We start from the raw sequence: 19016 nt of genomic DNA, 5'->3' as shown, positions 1-19016 counted from the left end.
GGGCAGACGGACCGGCTGTGAGATCGCCCGTGCGAACGATCTAGGGTTGGGCGATCCCGGGTCCGTCCGGTCGTCGATCGGGGGAACGACCGGACGGACCGGACATGACGAGTACAGCGCCAATGGGGAGGAAGCACCATGAGCGACACCACGAAGGACGAGCAGACCGTCAGCCCGGACAACGTCCACATCACCGACGCGCCCGCCGCGGTGAGCCCTGACAACGTCCACATCACCGACGCTCCGGCCAAGGGCACGGGCACGGTCACCACGGACAACGTCCACATCACCGACGCGCCTGCCACGGGCTCCGACACGGTGACCACGGACAACGTCCACATCACGTCCGACCCCAGCTGAGCCACCTCCCGCACGGGGGACCGGCCGCGACGGCGCCGAGGGGGAGCCGTCGCGGCCGAGGTGTGTCATCGGCAGGTTCAGGTCAATCCGTGGCGGGAACCTTTGACATCGCCCAACTCGCACCACACCGTCTTGCCCGCCACCCCCTGCTCCACGCCCCACCTCAGCGCCACCGCCTCCAGCAGCGCGAGACCGCGTCCCTCCTCATCATCGAGCGAGCCAGACGCGGACACGGGGAGAGCTTGCCCGGCCGGGTCCGTCACCTCGATGCGGATGCGATCGCCGGCCGTCCGGGCCACACGCACACGGACCGGGGTTCCCTCCCCCACATGCCGGATCACGTTGGTGACGAGTTCGGTGACGCAGAGCTGGACTTCGGCGCAGGGCGCGTCCAGGTAGCGGCGAACGGTACGGCGAAGCCCCTGGAGCGCCTTCGGTACCGCGGGAAGCTCCACGTCCAGCGGCGGCGGGCTCGATGACGCACCGGAGCCGCGCAGCACCGCCGCCAGCCTGCGCGCCGTAGCGGCATTGCAGTTGCCGAGCGCGACCAGGCCGGCCGGGGGCCGGTACGTGCCCGCCAGGCCCAGCAGGTCCACCTGGAGGGACGGCAGGGTGATGCCGTGGGCGGAAAGGGCTGCGCGCAGGTCATCCACGCAGAGGGTCATGTCATGGGCGGAGTTCGAGGACGACACGGTTGCGTACGCCTTCCTGTGCTCTCTGTGACGAAACAGTCACACGGTGCCGCTGGCGCCGGTACCTTTTGAAGAGGTTTCGGCTACGCAGCGCAACAGGCAAACGGCGGTGATGAGTTGTGCCCCCACGCAAGGATCCTGACGCATCGGCCAACGTCCCTTCCTTCTACGGAGCCGAGTTGCGCTATCGACGGGAGCTGGCGGGGCTGACGCTGGAGCAACTGGCGGAAGGAAGCTTCCGGGGCGTCCCGTTCCTGAGCCAGATCGAACGGGCCGAGCGGCGCATGCCCCTGGATCTGGCCCGGCACGTCGACAAGGTGCTGAGGACGGACGGGTTTTTCGAGCGGCGTTGTGAAGATGCGCGCCGGGCACGGCAGTCGGGACATGCGGAGTACTTCGCGGATGTGGCGGAGATGGAGCAGCATGCGGAGACGATCGAGGACTGGGCGCCGATGCTGGTGCCGGGGCTGCTCCAGACAGCGGCCTACGCCCGCGCGATCGTACGAGCCGCCATGCCCCGAGCCTCGGACGAAGAGGTCGAGGAGAAGGTCAACGCCCGCATGGAACGAGCCAAGATCTTCGGCTCGGAGAACCCGCCCAAGTTCTGGGCGGTCCTGGAGGAGTCGCTGATCCGGCGACCGGCGCTGCCCGATGAGCGGATGAAGGAACTGCTGCAGCACATCGCGCAGGTGGTGAGGAGCACGCACTCCATTCTGCAGATCGTCCCGCAAACCACCGGCGTCCATCCGTTCATGATGGGCATGACCAGGTTCATGACCTTCCCGGACGCGCCTCCGGTGGTGTACACCGAGTCCCTCCACAGCGGCCAACTCATCGACGATCCGGCGCTCGTGAAGCAGTACCGCGAGTCGTACGATCTGCTCAGGGCCGCCGCACTGCCGCCTGAGGCGTCCCTTGCGATCATCGAGGCTGCGGCAGAGGACTACCGAGATGGCAAGCACCGGGATTGACCTGAGCACAGCCGTGTGGCGCAAGAGCAGCTACAGCAATGGCACCGGCGGAGAGTGCGTCGAAGTAGCCGACCTCCCGTGGCGCAAGAGCAGCTACAGCAACGGAAGCGGCGGCGAGTGCATCGAAGTCTCCGACGCCCACCCCCGCCTGGTGATCCCCGTCCGCGACTCGAAGAAGGCCCAGGACGGTCCGGTACTCCTCTTCAGGCCCGTCGCCTGGAGCGCCTTCCTCGGGTCTCTGAAGGGCTGACCTCGCCCGGTTATCCACAGGACAAGCGGCAATTGGGGATTTCTGCGATCTTGCCCTGGTGGAGCGAAGGGACCTGAGGGCGTTGGCGGACAGGGGCGTCCTCCTCACCTCACATGCCGTTGAGGCCGGCTGGCCTCGGCGGGGTCTCACGCGTGCGCTGCGGGCAGAGGGCTGGACCCAGCTTCGGCAGGGTGCCTGGGCGGAACCGGGACGGGACCCGGACCTGCTGACGCGGCTGCGGGCCGTGTTGCTCCGCGAACCCCGGCTGATCGTGAGCCATGGTTCAGCGGCAGCCCTTTGGAAGATCGAGCTGCTCGGCAACCGCAGTAAGGCCCCCCTTGAGTTCATCGACCCGCAGCTCGCCATCCGGCGCCTGGCCAGTGACGTACACGTCCACCGAATGCCGCTCAGCAGGACGGAGGTGGTGGAACGACAGGGGTTACGGCTCACCGTCCCGCCCCGCACGCTTGCCGACCTGCTCCGGCGGGGCCCGAGGGACGAGGCGCTCGTCGCCGTGGAGTCGGCCCTGACGTACCGCCGGGTCGGACACGTCCGCCGCGCACCGCTCACCGAGCAGGAGGAAATCGCCGCCGCACTCCAGTCGATGGGGAAGGCTCAGGGAGGAGTCCGCGCCCGGGGTTGGCTGGGGCTGTGCGATCCGCTCGCCGGTTCCCCGGCGGAGACCGTGGCCCGGCTGCGCATGTACGACGCCGGTCTCCATCCCGAGAGCCAAGTCGAGCTGCGTACACCGGACGGCAGCCGCCGCATCGTCGACTTCCTGTTCCGGGCGGCAGGGCTGGCCGTGGAGATCGAGGGCTACGCCTACCACGGCACTCGTGAGGCCCACCGCCAGGACATCGCCCGCTTCAACCAGCTCCTGCGGTGCCCCGAGATCCGCGGCCTCCTCCGCTTCAGCGCCGAGGATGTCTTCCACCGCCCTGCGCATGTGGTCGAGGAGATCAGGGCCGCCCTGGCCGACCTGACCGCTGACTCCAAGTGACCGTGGGGGCCGCCCGCTTCTCGGCATTGTCGTGCTTCCACGAGGCGAGTCAAGGGCGCTCCCGTTCCGCTGCGCTCCACTCCCGCGTCGGCTCCGCCGATGGCCCTCCGGGCCACCCTTGACTCGCCTCGCTCCAGCACGGGGAAGAAGCGAGCGGCCCGGAAAGACGGGGTCCCGACCGGCGTTGACCTCCACCGTCGGCCGAGCCGTGGACCGGCGCGGAGGGGACGCGGTGCGTGGGTGGAGGCGTGGGGTGCGGTGGCGGCTTGCGGGCAGAGTAGGCGGCAAGCCGCGCGGGAGGGGGAGGAGCGGAGGGAGAGTGGAGGGAGAGCTGGCGCAGGGGGCGGGGCACTGGGGGAGCAGAGGTGGCATGCCGGACGGACGTGACCGGCGACATCGCGGATGACGGGGGAGTGGGAGCCGGCTGAGGGGGGTGGGGGTGGGGGCCGACGGGGCGGGGTGGGGCTCGGCCGGGGCTGCTGGGGCTTGGTGCGGGATGGATACACGACGCTGGAGGCCGAGACCGATCCCGAGTGGAAGCTTTGGGTCATCCCCCTCTCACTGCCCACCCAACCCACCCCCTCCAGCCCGCCCAAATCATCCAACTGACCTTGTCCACGGGGCTCCTGGGACTCACGGGGTTTCTGGGGTTCCTACGTGGTACTTCTGGTACTTCTGGTACTTCTGGTACTTCTGGGACTCTCTTGGGACTCGATGCGGTTCCAGGCTGGGCCTCCTGAGGTTCCCGTACCGGCCCTCCCTCACCGAGCCCGCCCCCTCCCCGAAGCCGCCGAACCCGCCCGGCGTGCCCCCGCCCACCCTCCGCGCACCCCCAGCCGACGACACGAACGCAGCCGACCCAAGGGCCCAGCGGGGCTGAGCCGGCCACTTTCCCCGGGCTGCCCGCTCGCTTCTTCCCCGTGCTGGAGCGAGGCGAGTCAAGGGTGGCCCGGAGGGCCATCGGCGGAGCCGACGCGGGAGTGGAGCGCAGCGGAACGGGAGCGCCCTTGACTCGCCTCGTGGAAGCACGACAATGCCGAGAAGCGGGCGGCCCCCACGGCAACCTCACAGCTCCCTCATCGCAATTCACCCCTCACCCCTCACCCCTCACCCCTCACCGAGAATCCCCTCACCCCTCACCCCGCCCCCTCCCCCGCAAAACCCCCTTCACCACCTTCCCGCTCGCATTCCTCGGCAGCTCCCCCACGAACTCCACCGCCCTCGGCACTTTGTAGTTCGCCATCTCGCGGCGGGACCAGGCGATCAGGTCGTCCGAGGTCAGGACCGAGCCGGGGTGGCGGACCACGAAGGCCTTGGCGACTTCCCCCAGCCGCGCATCCGGTACGCCGATCACCGCCGCCTCCCGGACATCCGGGTGGAGGGCGAGCGACTGCTCTATCTCCGCCGGGTAGGCGTTGAAGCCGCCGACGATGAACATGTCCTTGATGCGGTCCGTGATGCGCAGGTTGCCCGAGTCGTCCAGGACGCCTACGTCACCCGTACGCAACCAGCCGTCCGGAGTGATCACCGATGCCGTCGCCTCATCATCCTCGTAGTAGCCGCGCATGACGTTGAAGCCTCGGACCAGTACCTCGCCCGGCACCCCCGGCACCACCGGGGCGCCCGCGGCGCCCACCACCCTCACCTCCGTCCCCGGGATCGCCCGGCCGGACGTCGATGAGATCAGCGGCGGCGGGTCGTCGCGCCGGCACATCGTGACGACCCCGCTCGCCTCCGACAGGCCGTACGCCGTGAGGACCGTCTCCACGCCCAGTTCGCCCCGCAGGCGTTCCACCAACGTCAACGGCACCACCGCCGCTCCCGTCACCACCAGGCGCAGCGCCGACAGGTCATACGCGTCCCGGGACGGGTGGTCCAGCAGCGACTGGTGGAGCGTGGGAGGGCCGGGCAGGACAGAGATGCGTTCCGCCGCGATGTTCGCCAGCGCCGTCTCCACGTTGAACACCGGCTGCGGGACCATCGTCGCCCCGCGCATCAGGCAGGCGATCACCCCCGCCTTGTAGCCGAAGGTGTGGAAGAAGGGGTTGATGATCAAGTAGCGGTCGCCGACCCGCAATCCCGCCAGCTCAGCCCAGATGTCGTACGCCCGCAGCGTCTGCTCGTGCGTGATCATCGCGCCCTTGGGGCGGCCCGTCGTACCCGACGTGTAGATGATGTCCGACAGATCATCACCACCAATCCCACGCTCCCTCACCCGCACTTGCTCCCCCTTAACCCCCTCCCCTCCCGCCACGTACTCCTTCCACGTCCGGAACTCCGGCGGTGCGTCCTCCGACAGGACCACCACCTCCTCCAGCGCCGGAAGGCCGGGGAGGGGGCCACGGGCGCCGTCCGCCGGTACCCCCTCCCCCGCCGCCCTGCGCAGCGACGCCACGTACGACGTGCCCAGGAACGTGCCCGTCACGAACAGCAGCCTCGCCCCGCTGCGGCGCAGTACGTCCGCCGCCTCCGTGCCCTTGAAGCGGGTGTTGAGCGGGACCAGGACCGCGCCCGCGCTCACCGCGCCGAGCGCCGCGACGATCCAGTCCAGGGAGTTGGGGGCCCAGACCGCCACCCGGTCGCCCACCTCCACACCGCTCGCCAGGCAGGCGGCCGCCGAGCGTTCCACCCGGGTGCCGAGTTCGGCGTACGTGATTCTCGTGCGGCCGTCGACCACGGCCTCGGTGTCCGCGTACCGCTCGGCCGACCATCGCACCAGCTCCGGGATGGTGTTCCATGTGTCGCCCATAGCCAACCTCCCAGGACAGCTTGCTGACTGTCCGTCAGATTAGCTGTAATCTGACGCACTGTCAGGAATCTGGGAGGGGGACCACCCATGACTGTCGCCGGGTTGAAGGACGCCACCGCCATCGTCGGGATCGGGCAGACCGCGTTCGCCAAGCGCCTTCCGGAGGATGAGAAGACGCTTGCCTGTCGGGCCGTGCTCGCCGCGCTCGACGACGCGGGGATCGCACCCGGCGAGGTCGACGGGCTCGCCTCCTACACCATGGAGGAGACCGACGAGGTCGAGCTCGCCAAGGCCGTCGGGTTCGGGGATCTCACCTTCTTCAGCAAAGTCCCCTACGGCGGCGGCGGGTCCTGTGCCACCGTCGCGCATCTCGCCGGCGCCATCGCCTCGGGGCAGGCTTCCGTCGGGGTCGCCTGGCGGTCACGGAAGCGCGGCAGCGGGCCCCGGCCCTGGACCAACACCACCGTTCAGCTGCCCACGCCCGCCCAGTGGACCCGGCCCTTCGGGCTGCTGCGGCCCGCTGATGAGATCGCCATGCTGGCCCGGCGGTACATGCACGAGTACGGGGCGACCCGGGATCATCTCTTCAACGTCGCCCTCGCCTGCCGTAACCGCGCCAACCAGAACCCGGCCGCCGTGATGTACGAACGGCCGCTGACCCGCGAGATGTACATGACCTCCCGGTGGATCAGCGAGCCGCTCTGTCTCTTCGACAACTGCCTGGAGACGGATGGGGCACTCGCCTGTGTCCTCGTGTCCAAGGAACGCGCCCGGGACTGTGCCAAGAAGCCCGTCTACGTCCACTCCGTCGCCCAGGGGCTGCCCGCCCAGCACCACGGCATGGTCAACTACTGGAACGACGACCCGCTCACCGGCCCCGCCTGGACCGCGGCCCGGCAGCTGTGGAAGCACGCCGACTTCACCGCGGACGATGTCGACGTGGCGCAGATCTACGACGCCTTCACCGCCCTCGTTCCGCTGTCGCTGGAGGGATACGGCTTCTGCGGGAGAGGAGAGGGCGGGGCGTTCACCGAACAGGGGGCCCTGGAGATCGGCGGACGGCTGCCCCTCAACACCTCCGGCGGCGGGCTCTCCGAGGCCTATGTCCATGGCTTCAACCTCATCAACGAAGGGGTGAAGCAGCTGCGTGGGACCAGTACGGCCCAGGTGCCCGGTGCCGCCACCTGTCTGGTCACCGCCGGTGAAGGCGTTCCCACCTCCGCTCTCCTGCTGAGGAGTTGACGATGCTGACTCCCGTCACCGACACCGACGGCGCGCCCTTCTGGGAGTACGCCGCCCAGGGCGAACTGCGCGTCCAGGCCTGCGCCGACTGCGGTGAACTCCGGTTTCCGCCCCGGCCCTGCTGCCCGCACTGCCAGAGCTTCGCAGCTGAGTGGCGGCTCACCAGCGGACGCGGACGCGTGTGGTCGTACGTCGTGCCGCATCCGCCGCTCCTGCCCGATTACGCGGCGCAGGCGCCGTACAACGTCGTCATGGTGGAACTGGAGGAGACGCCGCGCATCCGGCTCGTGGGCAATCTCGTCAGCCGTGCCGGGGCCTCTCTCGACTCCCTGGATCCGGAGAGGGTCCGGATCGGGGCTCGGGTGCGTGTCGTCTTTCCCGAGGGCGGGCTGCCGCAGTGGGTGCTCGCGTGAGCAGCGTGCGGGTCGACGCCGACAAGGACAGCGGGGTCGCCGTCGTCACCCTCGACCGGCCGCACCGGCTCAACGCCATCGACCTGGACATGGCTCGCGAACTCTCCGGTGTCTGGCGGGCGTTGAGGTTCGACGACTCGGTGCGGGCGGTCGTGCTCACTGGGAGCGGGGAGCGGGCGTTCTGCACCGGGATCGACCGGGACGTCGTCGTGCCGCAGCCCTCGTCGCCGTATATGCAGGACGATCCGTTGCTGGCCATCGGGCCCAAGGCGAACGGCCTGTGGAAGCCCGTCGTGGCCGCCGTGCGCGGGATGGCCTGCGGCGGCGCCTTCTATCTGCTGGGGGAGGCCGAGTTCGTCGTCGCCGACACGACCGCCGAGTTCTTCGACCCGCACACCGCCTACGGGATGGTCAGCGCGTACGAGTCGATGCTGATGGCCGCTCGGATGCCGTACGGGGAGGCGGCCCGGATGATGCTGATGGGCACCGCCGAGCGGATCTCCGCCCGGCGGGCCCACGAGGTCGGGCTGGTCTGCGAAGTCACCGAGGAGGGCGGGGCGTTGGACGCCGCCGTGCGCTGTGCCGGTGTCATCGCCGGGTATCCGCCGGCGGGGGTGCAGGGGACCGTGCGGGCGTTGTGGGCGGCCAGGGAGGCGGGCCTGGCCCAGGCGTTCGCGCAGGCGCCGCACCTCGTCACCCTCGGCAATCTGCCGGCCGAGCGGCAGGCGGAGCTGTTCGCCGGGCGGCCCAGGGGCGGGTTCCGGGTGCGCTAGGCAGGGCTTGCTGCCGATGGCCCGATCGGCGTAGGGGCTGTTGCTCACTTTCGGGACTGCCGCCGTCGTGGGCGCCGCGGCACTGCCGGCTGCGGCAGCCGACCACTGCCCGGGCCGCCCGCACGAGGCGGTGAACATCAGCAGCGAGCGGCACGGCTCCCCGTGGCCGGGCCGCCGCTGGGACCGTGGCCGCCCGCGGCGAGCACCGGCACTGATCCGCCGGCCTGCGCCTCGTAGTACGCAGGGCGGGCGGGTCACCTGGTGGCGGGTGTCCGGCGCCGGGGGTAGCGTCGGGCCTGCGACGGCCGCCGTCCGGAGCCCTTCCGTGACACACCGGTACGACGGCCGTCACGCCTCCCCCCGGCCTCCTCGGCACACCTCTCACGCCGTCCGTGCCGTGCCCGTGCCCTTCTCCGCGTCCAGCGCGTACACACACCGGTCCTTGCTGCAGGCGTACACCACGCCGTCCTGGACCACCGGGGAGCCGGTGATCTCGCCGCCGGTCGCCAGCTTCCAGCGCAGGCGGCCGTCGTCGGCCTTCAGGGTGTAGAGCAGGTGGTCCGTGGAGCCGAAGTGGATGCGGCCCTCGGCCACCGCGGGTGCGCCCACGACGTCGCCGCCCGCCTGGAAGCGCCACTTGGGCGTGCCGGTGACGGCGTCCAGGGTGTACAGGGCCTTGCCGCTGCCCACGTGGACATGGCCGGCGGCGACCAGGACCGGGTCGATGGAGGAGCGGGCCTCGGTCGCGATGCGCCAGCGGTCGCGGCCGTCGGTGGCGTCGAGGGCGTAGACCGTGCCCAGGTAGTCCGCCAGGTAGACCCCGCCGCCGGTGACCGCCGGGCCCGGGGTGAAGGCGGGTGGGGAGAGGAAGACCGCCGGGGCCTCGAAGTGCCAGCGGACCATGCCGCTCGCCGCCTCGATCGCGAGGACGCGGGTGCCGGCGGAGACGTAGACGTAGCCGTCGGGCGCCGGGGTGAGGCGGACCGGGACGCCGCCGCAGGAGGCCGCGTCGCCGACCGGGTACGACCAGCGTTCCTCGCCGGTGCGGGCCTCCAGGGCGCGCAGCCGGGCGTCCTGCCAGACGTAGACCGTGCCGTCGTGGACGAGCGGGCCCGCTTCGGGGGACTCGAAGTCGGTCTGGCAGCCGCTGATCTCCCACAGCTTCTGTCCGGTCGCGGCCTCCCAGGCCTGGGCGCCGCCGCCCCGGGTGCCGGTGACGACCGTGCCGTGGTCGGCCTTGAGGGAGTACACCCAGGCGTCCGTCGACAGTCGCCACAGGTCGGTGCCCTCGCGGGCGTCCAGGGCGAACAGGGTCGGGCCGTCCGAGGCGTGGATACGGCCGTCCGCCACCGCCATGGACCAGGCGACGTCCCGCGTCTTGAAGCGGCGCCGGCCGGTGGCCACGTCCAGGGCGTGCACCTCGAAGGAGGTGACGTAGACCAGGTCGCCGGCGACGGCAGGGGTGCCCCAGACGTCGTTCGACATGCGGAAACGCCAGGGGCGCCAGCCGGCCGCGGTCTCCGGCGGCTGGGGCGGCACCGGCGGTACGGCGGGGTCGGCGCCGGCCAGGCCGGGGCGCGGGCGGGACCAGCTGGCGACCAGGCCGGCCTCCGGCGGGGGCGCCTTGACGGCGGCGGCGCGGGCGTCGGCGACGCGCGGACCGGGGCCGATGGGCACCGGGGCGCCGGCCAGCCGGACCGGCCCGGTGTCGGGGGCGCCGACAGGAACAGGCGGGACCGGGGGGTCGTACGGGGGCGGCGGGGGGACCGTCGAGCGGCCGGCACTGCCCCGGCCGCCGGTGCCGGCCGGGGCCGGCTTGGCGGTGGGGCGGCCGCCGCCGCGGCGAGACTCGATGAGGGCGACGGCCTTCTCGGGCAGCCAGGCGGAGGCGGTGCCGCTGTCGTCGGAGCCGGAGCCGAAGAGGTGGGGTGCCAGCTGGGCCTGGAGGTCGGCCGGGGAGGGGCGGGCCGACGCCTCCATCTGCATGCAGACCTCGATGAGCGGGCGCAGCTCGTCGGGGAGGCCGGTGAGGTCCGGGCCCTCGCGCAGCAGCATGAAGACGGTCTCGACCGGGTTGGCGCCGTGGAAGGGCGGGTGGCCGGTGGCCGCGAAGACCAGCATGGAGCCGAGGGAGAAGACATCGCTGGCGCCGGTGACGCTGCGGGAGTCCTTGGCCTGCTCGGGGGACATGTAGGCGGGGGTGCCGACGGCGACGTTGGTCATGGTCAGGCGCGTGTTCGAGACGCCCGACGCGATGCCGAAGTCGATCACCCGGGGGCCGTCCTCGACCACGAGCACGTTGGAGGGCTTCAGGTCCCGGTGGACGAGGCCCGCACCGTGGATGGACTGGAGGGCCTCGGCGACGCCCGCCGCGAGCCAGCGCACGGCCTGGGCCGGCAGCGGCCCGCAGTCGTTCACTATCTCTTCGAGGGAGGGCGCGGGGACGTAGGCGGTGGCCAGCCACGGGACGGGGGCGCGGGGGTCGGCGTCGACCACGGCCGCCGTGTAGAAGCCGGAGACCGCGCGGGCCGCTTCCACCTCGCGGGTGAAGCGGACGCGGAAGAGCTGGTCCTCGGCCAGCTCGGTGCGCACCGTCTTGATCGCCACGCGCCGGCCGGACGCCGAGCGCGCGAGATAGACCAGCCCCATGCCGCCGGCGCCCAGCCGGCCCAGCACCTCGAACGGCCCGATCCGCCGCGGATCGTGCTGCGTCAGCTGATCCACTTGCCTGCCACCTCCCCGTACTGGTCGCGCCACCCCATATGTACGCGACCGCCGTGCAGCGTCCCACCACCGCACCGCCATGGCGGCACGCACCCTGATTCTTCCTGGCCGGGCGGCTGGTTGCGAACCCGGTGAAAAATCGGGGTGTCTTCCGCTTAATCCCATCAAAGCGGACGGATCACCGCTGGAGCAGTGCGAACGACGCCCCCTGATTGTCGGTGACGACGGCCACCCATCCGTACGAGGTCTCGAAGGGTGGCGCCTGCACCCGGCCGCCGAGCCGCTGCACGGCCCCGCGGGCGTCGTCGAGCTCGGTGACCCGGAAGTGGGCGAGGAAGTGCGGGGGCATCTCGGCCGGGAAGACCTCGATGACGTCGGAGCGCCCGAAGTCGGGCGCCGCACCGGGGCCGAAGAGGGCCTCGTGGAAGAGGCCACCGTAGAAGGTGTTGGCGGTGGCGATGTCGCGGGTGTACAGCTGGGCCCAGACGAAGGTGCCGGGTGCGCGCCGGCGGCCGAAACCGCGGTGCCGGCCGGGCTGCCACAGGCCGAACACCGCCCCCTCGGGGTCGGCGGCGAGCGCGGCCGTGCCCAGGTCGTCCAGCGCGGTGGGCGCCATCACGAGCTGTCCGCCGGCCGCCGTGATCCGCCGGGTGAGCGCCTCGGCGTCCGGGGTGGCGAAGTACACCGTCCAGACGGTGGGCATCCGGCCGTCGGTCTTGTGCGCCAGCGCGGCGACCGGCTCCCCGTCCAGCCGGGCCCACACCGAGGAGCCGTACGCCTCCTCGAAGGTCCACCCGAAGAGCTCACCGTAGAACCGCTTGCCCGCCTCGACGTCGGGCAGCTGGGCGTCCACCCAGCAGGGCACACCCTCCCCGTAGGTCTCCCCGACCTCTTGGGTCTCTTCATTCCCGGATGCCCTGTTTTCGGCCATGTCGCCAAAGTAACCGGGCCGCGCGCACCCCGCAGACCAGGCACACCACCCTCAGAGCCCCCGTGCACCCCATTTGCAGTCGGCCGAATCGCGCTCCGATCACCCCTCGGTAAGCTGACGGCATGACAGGACAAGTGCGTACCGTCGACGGCCGCGTGGCCGGCCGGCGTGGGCAGGCGACCCGGCAGAAGCTGCTCGACTGCCTCAGCGAGATGCTCAGCTCCTCCCCGTACCGGGACGTCAAGGTCATCGATGTCGCCCGGAAGGCGGGCACTTCGCCCGCGACCTTCTACCAGTACTTCCCGGACGTCGAAGGCGCCGTCCTGGAGATCGCCGAGCAAATGGCCGCCGAGGGAGCCGGGTTGACCGAGCTCCTGGCGGGCCGCTCCTGGGCCGGCAAGTCCGGCTGGCAGACCGCGCAGGAACTCGTCGAGGGGTTCCTGGAGTTCTGGCGCAAGAACGACGCGATCCTGCGCGTGGTCGACCTCGGCGCCGCCGAAGGGGACAAACGGTTCTACAAGATCCGGATGAAGATCCTGAACTCGGTGAACAACTCCCTCTCGGACTCCATCGCCGAACTCCAGGCCAAGGGCAGGGTCGACAAGGACGTGAACCCGGCGGCGGTGGCCGGCTCGCTGGTCGCGATGCTCGCGGCGGTGGCGGCCCACCAGAAGGGCTTCCAGTCCTGGGGTGTGAAGCAGGCCGAACTGAAGCCGAACCTCGCCCTATTGGTGCACCTGGGCGTCACCGGCAAGAAGCCGGCGAAGTAGCCCGGACCCCTTTTCTCACCAAGTCCTGTCTGGCAGGCGGTGGTTCACCGAGGTGAGCTGCCGCCTGCCGTGCTACGCGGGCAGTGGCCGGTCCCGTACGACGTGCTTCATCACCAGCGTCGACGTCAGCCGCTGCACACCCGGCAGGGTCGCGAGCCGGTCGTCGTACAGCCGCTGGAAGGCGGCGAGGTCGGCGGTGGCGATCCGGAGCAGATAGTCGGGCTCGCCGAACAGCCGCTGGGCGTCGAGGACGTGCTCCAGCTCACTGACCGCCCGCTCGAACTCGGCGACCGTGTCCCGGTCCTCCTGCCGCATGGACACGAAGACCAGCGCCTCGAAGTTCAGCCCGAGCGCGGCCGGGTCCACCACCGCCCGGTACCCCTCGATGGCACCGGAGCGCTCCAGCTCGCGCAGCCGCCGGTGACACGGCGAGACACTCAGCCGCACCCGCGCGGCCAGCTCGGTCACGGTCAGCCGCCCGTCCTGCTGCAGCTCGGCAAGGATTTTCCGGTCCACGTCATCCATAGGGCAGATCTTCCCCCGAAGTTTCTGGTTCCCGGCAAATTTCGGGAACACTTTCGGGCCATTCACGCCTAATGTCCCCAGCATGGACTCGGGACTGCTCTTCTCCTTCCTCGCCGTGGACCTGCTGCTGGTGTGCGTGCCGGGCGCCGACTGGGCGTACGTCATCGCCGCCACCCTGCGCGGCCGCTCGGCACCGCGCGCGGTGGCGGGGCTGGTCTGCGGGTACGCCCTGCACACGGTCCTGGCGACGGCGGGCCTCGCGGTCCTGGTCGCGGGCTCGCCCAGGCTGCTGACCGCGCTGACGGTCGCAGGCGCCGGGTATCTGCTGTGGCTGGGGTGGGGAGTGCTGCGGCGGCCTGCCGTGCCGGGTGCGGACGAGGCCCCGAAGGCCGGAGCGGGACGGCTGTTCCTGCGGGGCGCGACGATCAGCGGCCTGAACCCCAAGGGCCTGCTGCTCTACCTCTCCGTCCTCCCCCAGTTCCTCACCCTGCGCGGCACCCACCTGCCCGTCCCCGTGCAGACGGCGGCCCTCGGCCTGCTCCACATGGCGTGCTGCGCGGCGGTGTACCTCACGGTCGGCGTACTGGCGCGCACCCTGCTCGCCGCGCGGCCTGCGGCGGCTCGGACGGTGACGCGTACGTCGGGGGCGGCGATGCTGGGAATCGGGGCGGTGCTCCTGGCGGAGCGCTTGGCCACGCTGTAGGTTCGGGCGCCCCTAGGGGGTCGGAGTGAGCCGGAACAGGCGGATCTCCCTCGTCACCCGTTCCTGGTACGCGGCGTACGGCGGCCAGAACGCCAGGGCCGCCCGCCAGGCCTCCGCCCGCTCCTCCCCCGTCAGCAGCCGGGCGGTGACCGGGATGTCCCGCCCCTTCCAGCTGATCGAGGCGTCCGGGTGGGCGAGCAGATTGTGGGTCCAGGCCGGGTGGCCGGTCCGCCCGAAGTTGGAGCCGATCAGCACCCAGCTCTTGCCGTCCTCCTCGGGCATGCACGCGAGCGGGGTCCGGCGGAGCTGTCCGCTGCGGGCGCCTGTCGACGTGAGGATCACCCCGGGCAGCATCTGGGCGCTGAGCAGCACCCTGCCCCGGGTGAGCCGGTGGACGGCCCGGTCCAGTGCCGGGATCACATGCGGGGCGACCTTCGCGAACCCGCGCGTCGAGGACACCTTCTGCACCAGCCGGACGCCGATCACACCGCCACCTCCCCGTGCCCGAACAGCCCCGCGGTCTCGGCGGCCCGGTCCCGGAGCCGGTGCGGTGGCCCGAACAGCAACTCGTCCCCGGCCGCCCGTTTGAAGTACAGGTGAGCGTCATGCTCCCAGGTGAACCCGATCCCGCCGTGCAACTGGATCCCCTCACCAGCGGCCAACCGTAGCGCCTCCAGCGCCTGAGCGAGAGCCAACCGACCGACTCCGGCTTCCGGGGCGCGGCCAAGGACCGGCCCAGCGGCTCCAGCTTCCGGGGCGTGGGCGAGCTCACCGGCTCCGGCCTCCCGGGCCCGGGCGAGCCCAGCGGCTCCGGCCTCCCGGGCCTGGGCGAGCGCCGTCGGCGTCGGACCGGACGGCCGTGATGAACCGGACGGCCCGGACGGACCAGCCGGACCGTAATCCGCCGACGGCGAGGACGCCCCACGGGGGCCACCCGCACCCGGCAACGAGAGCTGCACGGGCGGTGCCGGTGGGAACGGCTCGGACGCCGAAGGCGAAGCCGAGGCGGACGCCGACGCCCACGCGGAGTAGTACGCGGCCGACCTCGCCCCCTGCACCGCCACATACACCTCGGCCAACCGGTGCTTCACCGCCTGGAAGGAGCCGACAGGCCGCCCGAACTGCTCGCGCTGCCCGACGTACTCCACGGTCCGCTCCAGCACCCGCCCGGCCGCCCCGACCGCCTCGCAGGCGAGCACCGCGGCCACGGAGTCCCCGAGCACGGCCAGCGCGGGCAGCACCTCCGCCTCCTCCTCTCCCAGCAACTCGGCGCGGACGTCCCGCAGTTGGACGCGCGCCTGCGGGCGGGTGGCGTCGAGCGCGGTCTGCCGGGTGCGCGCGAGGCCCGCCGCGTCGCCCGGCACCAGGTACAGCCGGGTCCGGGAGCGGGCGAAGCCCCCGGTGTGGGCGGCGGCGAGCAGCAGCCCGGCGCTGTGGCCGTCCAGCACCTGCTCGGCCTGCCCGTACAGCAGCCAGCCGTCCGCCGTACGCCGGGCCTGGACACCCCCGGCCCGCCCGCCACCGGCGACGTACCCCTCGTTCCCGCCGGTCAGGGCGAGCGCGGTGGCGAGGTCGGTTCCCGGTACGGCGAGCGCGGCGGTGAGGGTGCCGGCGGCGAGCCGGGGCAGCAGTGCGGCGCGCTGGGCCTCCGTTCCGAGGGTGAGCACGAGGGGTGCCACCAGCACGGAGGTGGCGAGCAGCGGGGAGGGGGAGAGCGCCCGCCCCACCTCCTCGCAGGCGAGGGCCAGTTCGGTGACCGAGCAGCCGACCCCGCCGTACCGCTCGGGCAGGGCGAGACCCGGCAGGCCGAGCCGGCCGGCGAGGGCGGTCCAGAGGGCGGGGTCGTGTCCGGCGGGGACGGCGAGGGCGGCGCGCAGTTCCTCGGGGCCGCAGCGCTTGCGGAGGAGTTCGCGCAGGGTACGGCGGATTTCGTCCTGCTCGGCGGTGAGACGCGTGTCCATGGCTCTGCCCTGCCTCTTCCTGCCTCTTCCCTCCGGATCTGACGGACCGTCATATTAGAAGCGGCGGAGCGAGATGCACAGGGGACGGAGGACCGTATGACGCCCGGGAGCCGGAAAGTCGCCGTGGTCGGAGTGGCGCTGTCGGACTGCGGACGCGTGGCCGACACGACGCCGTACACCCTGCACGCGCAGGCGGCCCGCCGTGCCCTCGCGGACGCCGGACTGGACCGCACGCTGGTCGACGGCCTCGCCTCCGCCGGCCTCGGCACGCTGGCCCCGGTCGAGGTCGCCGAGTATCTGGGCCTGCGTCCGACCTGGGTGGACTCCACCTCGGTCGGCGGCTCGGCCTGGGAGGTGATGGCGGCGCACGCGGCGGACGCGATCGCGGCGGGGCACGCCAATGCCGTGCTCCTCGTCTACGGCTCCACGGCTCGCGCCGACATCAAGGCGGGCCGCAGGACCGGCACCCTCTCCTTCGGCGCGCGCGGCCCCCTCCAGTTCGAGGTCCCCTACGGCCACACCCTGATCGCCAAGTACGCGATGGCCGCCCGCCGCCACATGATCGAGCACGGCACGACCGTCGAGCAGTTGGCGGAGGTCGCCGTGCAGGCGCGGGCGAACGCGGCCCTCAACCCGGACGCCATGTTCCGCGACCCGATCACGGTCGACGACGTCCTGTCCGGCCCGATGATCGCCGACCCCTTCACCAAGCTGCACTGCTGTATCCGCTCGGACGGCGGCGCGGCGGTGCTGCTGGCGGCCGAGGAGTACGTGCGGGACTGCCGTACGGCCCCCGTCTGGATCCTCGGCACCGGCGAGCACACCTCACACGCGGCGATGTCCGAGTGGCCGGACTTCACGGTCTCCCCGGCGGCGGTCAGCGGCCGCCTCGCCTTCGAGCGGGCCGGGGTGCGGGCGGCGGAGATGGACTTCGCGGAGATCTACGACGCCTTCACCTACATGACCCTGGTGACCCTGGAGGACCTGGGCTTCTGCGGGAAGGGCGAGGGTGGGGCGTTCGTGGAGAAGGGCCGGCTGCTGGTGCGCGGCGGGGAGCTGCCGGTGAACACGGACGGGGGCGGCCTGTCGGCCCAACACCCCGGTATGCGAGGGCTGTTCCTGCTGGTGGAGGCGGTACGGCAGCTGCGCGGCGAGGCCGGGGAGCGGCAAGTGCGCGGCCGGGACGGGGGCGTACCCCGGCTGGGGGTCGCCTCCGGGACCGGGGGCTGGTTCTGCTCGTCGGGGACGGTGGTACTGGGGCGGGAGTGAGGGCGGTGAGTGGGGTGATCGCGGTGGACCCGGGGCGATACTCACCCCATGGCACAGCACGATCTCCACGAGCTGCTTCGGTCCCTGCGGGTCTGGGCCCCTGAGGCGACCGAGCTACGACCCTTCGACCCGGACACGGCCCCGCCGACCCCGCTCCCGCTGTTCACCAGCTGGTTCGCGGACGCGGTGGCGGCCGGGCAGCCGGAGCCGCACACGATGTCGCTGGCCACGGTGGACGACCAGGGGCGGCCCGACGTACGGATCGTGATGCTGCACGGCGCCGACCCGGACGCCTGGGCCTTCGCCACGCACCGCACCAGCCGCAAGGGCCGCGCCCTGGCCGCCCGCCCGTACGCGGCCCTGGCCTTCTACTGGCCGATGCTGGGCCGTCAGGTGCGGGTGCGCGGGCCGGTGACGGCGGCGCCCTCGGCGGAGAGCCAGGCGGATCTGCACGCCCGCTCGACGGGCGCGCTGGCCGCGGCGCTCACCGGTCGGCAGAGCGAGGAGCTGTCCTCGGTCGAGGAGTTGCGGCGGGCGTCGGAGGCGGCCTGGGACCGGGCCCGCCTGAACCCGGCCGAGCCGTCCCCGACCTGGACCCTGTATCGGCTGCGTCCCGAGACGGTGGAGTTCTTCCAGGGGGATCCGGACCGGCGGCACGTACGGCTGGAGTACCGGAGCACGGAGTTCGGCTGGAGCAGGACACTGCTCTGGCCTTAGACGCCGTCCCGGCCCGCGCACAACGACGTCCTGACTCCGTGAGTGACGTCCTGACTCCGTGAGTGCCGTATCCCTGCGGCTGCGGCTCCCCTCAGTCCCCGAACCTCCACACCGCGAAGTCCGCCACCGGCCGGTAGCCGATGCGCTGGTACAGGCCGTTGCTCGTCGGGTTCGCCAGGTCGGTGAAGAGCAGGATCTCCGCGGTGCCCGCCTCCCGCGCGGCCCGGCTCACCTCCGCCGTGACCGCGCCCGCGTAGCCCCGGCCGCGCAGCTCGGCCGGGGTGTAGACCGGGGCGACGCGGACCTGGCCCGCGGTTTCCGGGGTCACGCCGGCCAAGGAGACCGGGGTGCCGTCCGGGGTCTCCCAGAGGGTGATGCCGCCGTAGGCGATGCGGGCGTCGGCCCACTCGGCCGGGTCCTGGCCGGGGCCGTGGCCGGTGTCCCCGTCGAACGCGAGCTTCCAGCGGATCAGCAGCTCGCGGTCGGCGGGCCCGGCGATCCGCGCCCGCCCCTCGGGCCGGGGCTCGGGGGCGGTCAACTCGTCCAGACGGTACAGCCGTTGGCGCAGGGTGAGCGTGCCCGCCGTACCGCTGCGCCGCTGCCAGGCCGCCGCGAAGGCCTCCGCCGTCTCGCGCGGGCCGGAGAGCCCGGGGACCGGATGGGCCTGCTCGGCCAGCCGGGCGGCGAGCGCGTCGGCCTCCCCGGGGGTGAGCGCGGTGACGTGGAGGTGGAAGGGCGGGGTGTGGACCAGGACCGCGCGGACCGTGCCGTCGTCCAGGATGCCGAAGACGGGATCCCCGGCACCGAAGGCGTGCGGTCCGCGGCGCCGCAGCGCCTCCGTCACGCTCAGCGGCACCGTGTGCAACGCCGGGCGGGAGCTCAGGAAGTCGCCCGCGCGGGCGAGGAACTCGTCGAGGTCGTCGGTGAGATACCAGTTCTCGGGGCTCATGCGTACCGATGATCGGG

The 19016-nt window shown here is 72.0% G+C and carries 19 protein-coding genes; 11 read left to right on the top strand and 8 right to left on the bottom strand.

Annotated elements, in window-relative coordinates; genetic code table 11:
* The first annotated feature begins 138 nt into the window (after window positions 1–138).
* Window positions 139–360 carry a hypothetical protein gene (locus tag O1G22_RS23860; protein WP_270083180.1) on the top strand — a complete coding sequence of 74 codons (222 nt, stop codon included), beginning with the start codon at window positions 139–141 and terminating at the stop codon, window positions 358–360.
* 77 nt (window positions 361–437) lie between these two features.
* Here O1G22_RS23860 and O1G22_RS23855 read toward each other — a convergent pair whose 3' ends face one another.
* Complete coding sequence (locus O1G22_RS23855) at window positions 438–1052, bottom strand: ATP-binding protein (protein WP_270083179.1); 615 nt, start codon at window positions 1050–1052, stop codon at window positions 438–440.
* Between the two features lie 119 nt (window positions 1053–1171).
* On the opposite strand from O1G22_RS23855, the gene O1G22_RS23850 reads away from it, so the two are divergent.
* The 3 genes from O1G22_RS23850 to O1G22_RS23840 are packed head-to-tail and all read left to right on the top strand — an operon-like array spanning window position 1172 to window position 3273.
* Window positions 1172–2023, top strand: coding sequence for a helix-turn-helix domain-containing protein (locus O1G22_RS23850; RefSeq protein WP_270083178.1), 852 nt, complete (start codon window positions 1172–1174; stop codon window positions 2021–2023).
* Window positions 2004–2273 carry a DUF397 domain-containing protein gene (locus O1G22_RS23845; RefSeq protein ID WP_270083177.1) on the top strand — a complete coding sequence of 90 codons (270 nt, stop codon included), beginning with the start codon at window positions 2004–2006 and terminating at the stop codon, window positions 2271–2273. Before O1G22_RS23850 ends, O1G22_RS23845 begins: the two co-directional genes overlap by 20 nt.
* A 58-nt stretch (window positions 2274–2331) precedes the next feature.
* Complete coding sequence (locus O1G22_RS23840; protein ID WP_270083176.1) at window positions 2332–3273, top strand: PDDEXK family nuclease; 942 nt, start codon at window positions 2332–2334, stop codon at window positions 3271–3273.
* Between the two features lie 1129 nt (window positions 3274–4402).
* On the opposite strand, the gene O1G22_RS23835 is transcribed toward O1G22_RS23840, so the two are convergent.
* On the bottom strand, window positions 4403–6022 hold the full coding sequence (locus O1G22_RS23835; protein WP_270083175.1) for a FadD3 family acyl-CoA ligase: 1620 nt from the start codon (window positions 6020–6022) through the stop codon (window positions 4403–4405).
* A gap of 87 nt (window positions 6023–6109) precedes the next feature.
* Between O1G22_RS23835 and O1G22_RS23830 the strand changes: the two genes are divergently transcribed.
* From O1G22_RS23830 to O1G22_RS23820, 3 genes are read left to right on the top strand one after another with little or no spacing between them, the layout of a single operon-like run.
* A complete protein-coding gene (locus tag O1G22_RS23830) occupies window positions 6110–7264 on the top strand; it encodes a lipid-transfer protein (protein WP_270083174.1) in 1155 nt (384 codons plus the stop codon).
* A gap of 2 nt (window positions 7265–7266) precedes the next feature.
* A complete protein-coding gene (locus O1G22_RS23825; protein WP_270083173.1) occupies window positions 7267–7677 on the top strand; it encodes a Zn-ribbon domain-containing OB-fold protein in 411 nt (136 codons plus the stop codon).
* Entirely contained in the window at window positions 7674–8450 is a 777-nt protein-coding gene (locus O1G22_RS23820; RefSeq protein WP_270083172.1) for an enoyl-CoA hydratase/isomerase family protein, read from the top strand. The genes O1G22_RS23825 and O1G22_RS23820 overlap by 4 nt, the downstream gene beginning before the upstream one ends.
* Before the next feature lie 381 nt (window positions 8451–8831).
* Here the strand turns inward: O1G22_RS23820 and O1G22_RS23815 are convergent, their stop codons facing one another.
* A complete protein-coding gene (locus tag O1G22_RS23815; protein WP_270083171.1) occupies window positions 8832–11174 on the bottom strand; it encodes an outer membrane protein assembly factor BamB family protein in 2343 nt (780 codons plus the stop codon).
* Window positions 11175–11352: 178 nt separating this feature from the next.
* Window positions 11353–12105, bottom strand: a complete 753-nt coding sequence (kbpA, locus tag O1G22_RS23810) for an AfsK-binding protein KbpA (protein ID WP_270083170.1) — start codon at window positions 12103–12105, stop codon at window positions 11353–11355.
* Between the two features lie 122 nt (window positions 12106–12227).
* Between kbpA and O1G22_RS23805 the strand changes: the two genes are divergently transcribed.
* Complete coding sequence (locus O1G22_RS23805) at window positions 12228–12875, top strand: TetR family transcriptional regulator (RefSeq protein WP_270083169.1); 648 nt, start codon at window positions 12228–12230, stop codon at window positions 12873–12875.
* A 72-nt stretch (window positions 12876–12947) separates the two neighbouring features.
* On the opposite strand, the gene O1G22_RS23800 is transcribed toward O1G22_RS23805, so the two are convergent.
* Entirely contained in the window at window positions 12948–13400 is a 453-nt protein-coding gene (locus O1G22_RS23800; protein WP_225097845.1) for an Lrp/AsnC family transcriptional regulator, read from the bottom strand.
* 82 nt (window positions 13401–13482) lie between these two features.
* Here O1G22_RS23800 and O1G22_RS23795 point away from each other — a divergent pair, with 82 nt between their 5' ends.
* The gene (locus tag O1G22_RS23795) at window positions 13483–14103 is read left to right on the top strand and encodes a LysE family translocator (protein ID WP_270083168.1); all 621 of its coding nucleotides are present in this window, start codon (window positions 13483–13485) and stop codon (window positions 14101–14103) included.
* A 12-nt stretch (window positions 14104–14115) separates the two neighbouring features.
* Here O1G22_RS23795 and O1G22_RS23790 read toward each other — a convergent pair whose 3' ends face one another.
* Together O1G22_RS23790 and O1G22_RS23785 are read right to left on the bottom strand one after the other, a co-directional pair.
* A complete protein-coding gene (locus tag O1G22_RS23790) occupies window positions 14116–14589 on the bottom strand; it encodes a nitroreductase family deazaflavin-dependent oxidoreductase (protein ID WP_270083167.1) in 474 nt (157 codons plus the stop codon).
* Window positions 14586–16064 carry an acyl-CoA dehydrogenase family protein gene (locus O1G22_RS23785; protein WP_270083166.1) on the bottom strand — a complete coding sequence of 493 codons (1479 nt, stop codon included), beginning with the start codon at window positions 16062–16064 and terminating at the stop codon, window positions 14586–14588. The genes O1G22_RS23790 and O1G22_RS23785 overlap by 4 nt, the downstream gene beginning before the upstream one ends.
* 96 nt (window positions 16065–16160) lie before the next feature.
* Between O1G22_RS23785 and O1G22_RS23780 the strand changes: the two genes are divergently transcribed.
* Entirely contained in the window at window positions 16161–17333 is a 1173-nt protein-coding gene (locus tag O1G22_RS23780) for a thiolase C-terminal domain-containing protein (RefSeq protein WP_270083165.1), read from the top strand.
* A gap of 48 nt (window positions 17334–17381) precedes the next feature.
* The gene (locus O1G22_RS23775) at window positions 17382–18050 is read left to right on the top strand and encodes a pyridoxine/pyridoxamine 5'-phosphate oxidase (RefSeq protein WP_270083164.1); all 669 of its coding nucleotides are present in this window, start codon (window positions 17382–17384) and stop codon (window positions 18048–18050) included.
* Between the two features lie 91 nt (window positions 18051–18141).
* On the opposite strand, the gene O1G22_RS23770 is transcribed toward O1G22_RS23775, so the two are convergent.
* Window positions 18142–18999 carry a GNAT family N-acetyltransferase gene (locus O1G22_RS23770; protein ID WP_270083163.1) on the bottom strand — a complete coding sequence of 286 codons (858 nt, stop codon included), beginning with the start codon at window positions 18997–18999 and terminating at the stop codon, window positions 18142–18144.
* Between the last annotated feature and the right edge of the window lie 17 nt (window positions 19000–19016).

The organism is Streptomyces camelliae (genome assembly GCF_027625935.1).
Taxonomy (GTDB): Bacteria; Actinomycetota; Actinomycetes; order Streptomycetales; family Streptomycetaceae; genus Streptomyces; species Streptomyces camelliae.
Note: the sequence above shows the minus strand (reverse complement) of the source record. Positions and strands in the feature narration are given on the sequence as shown.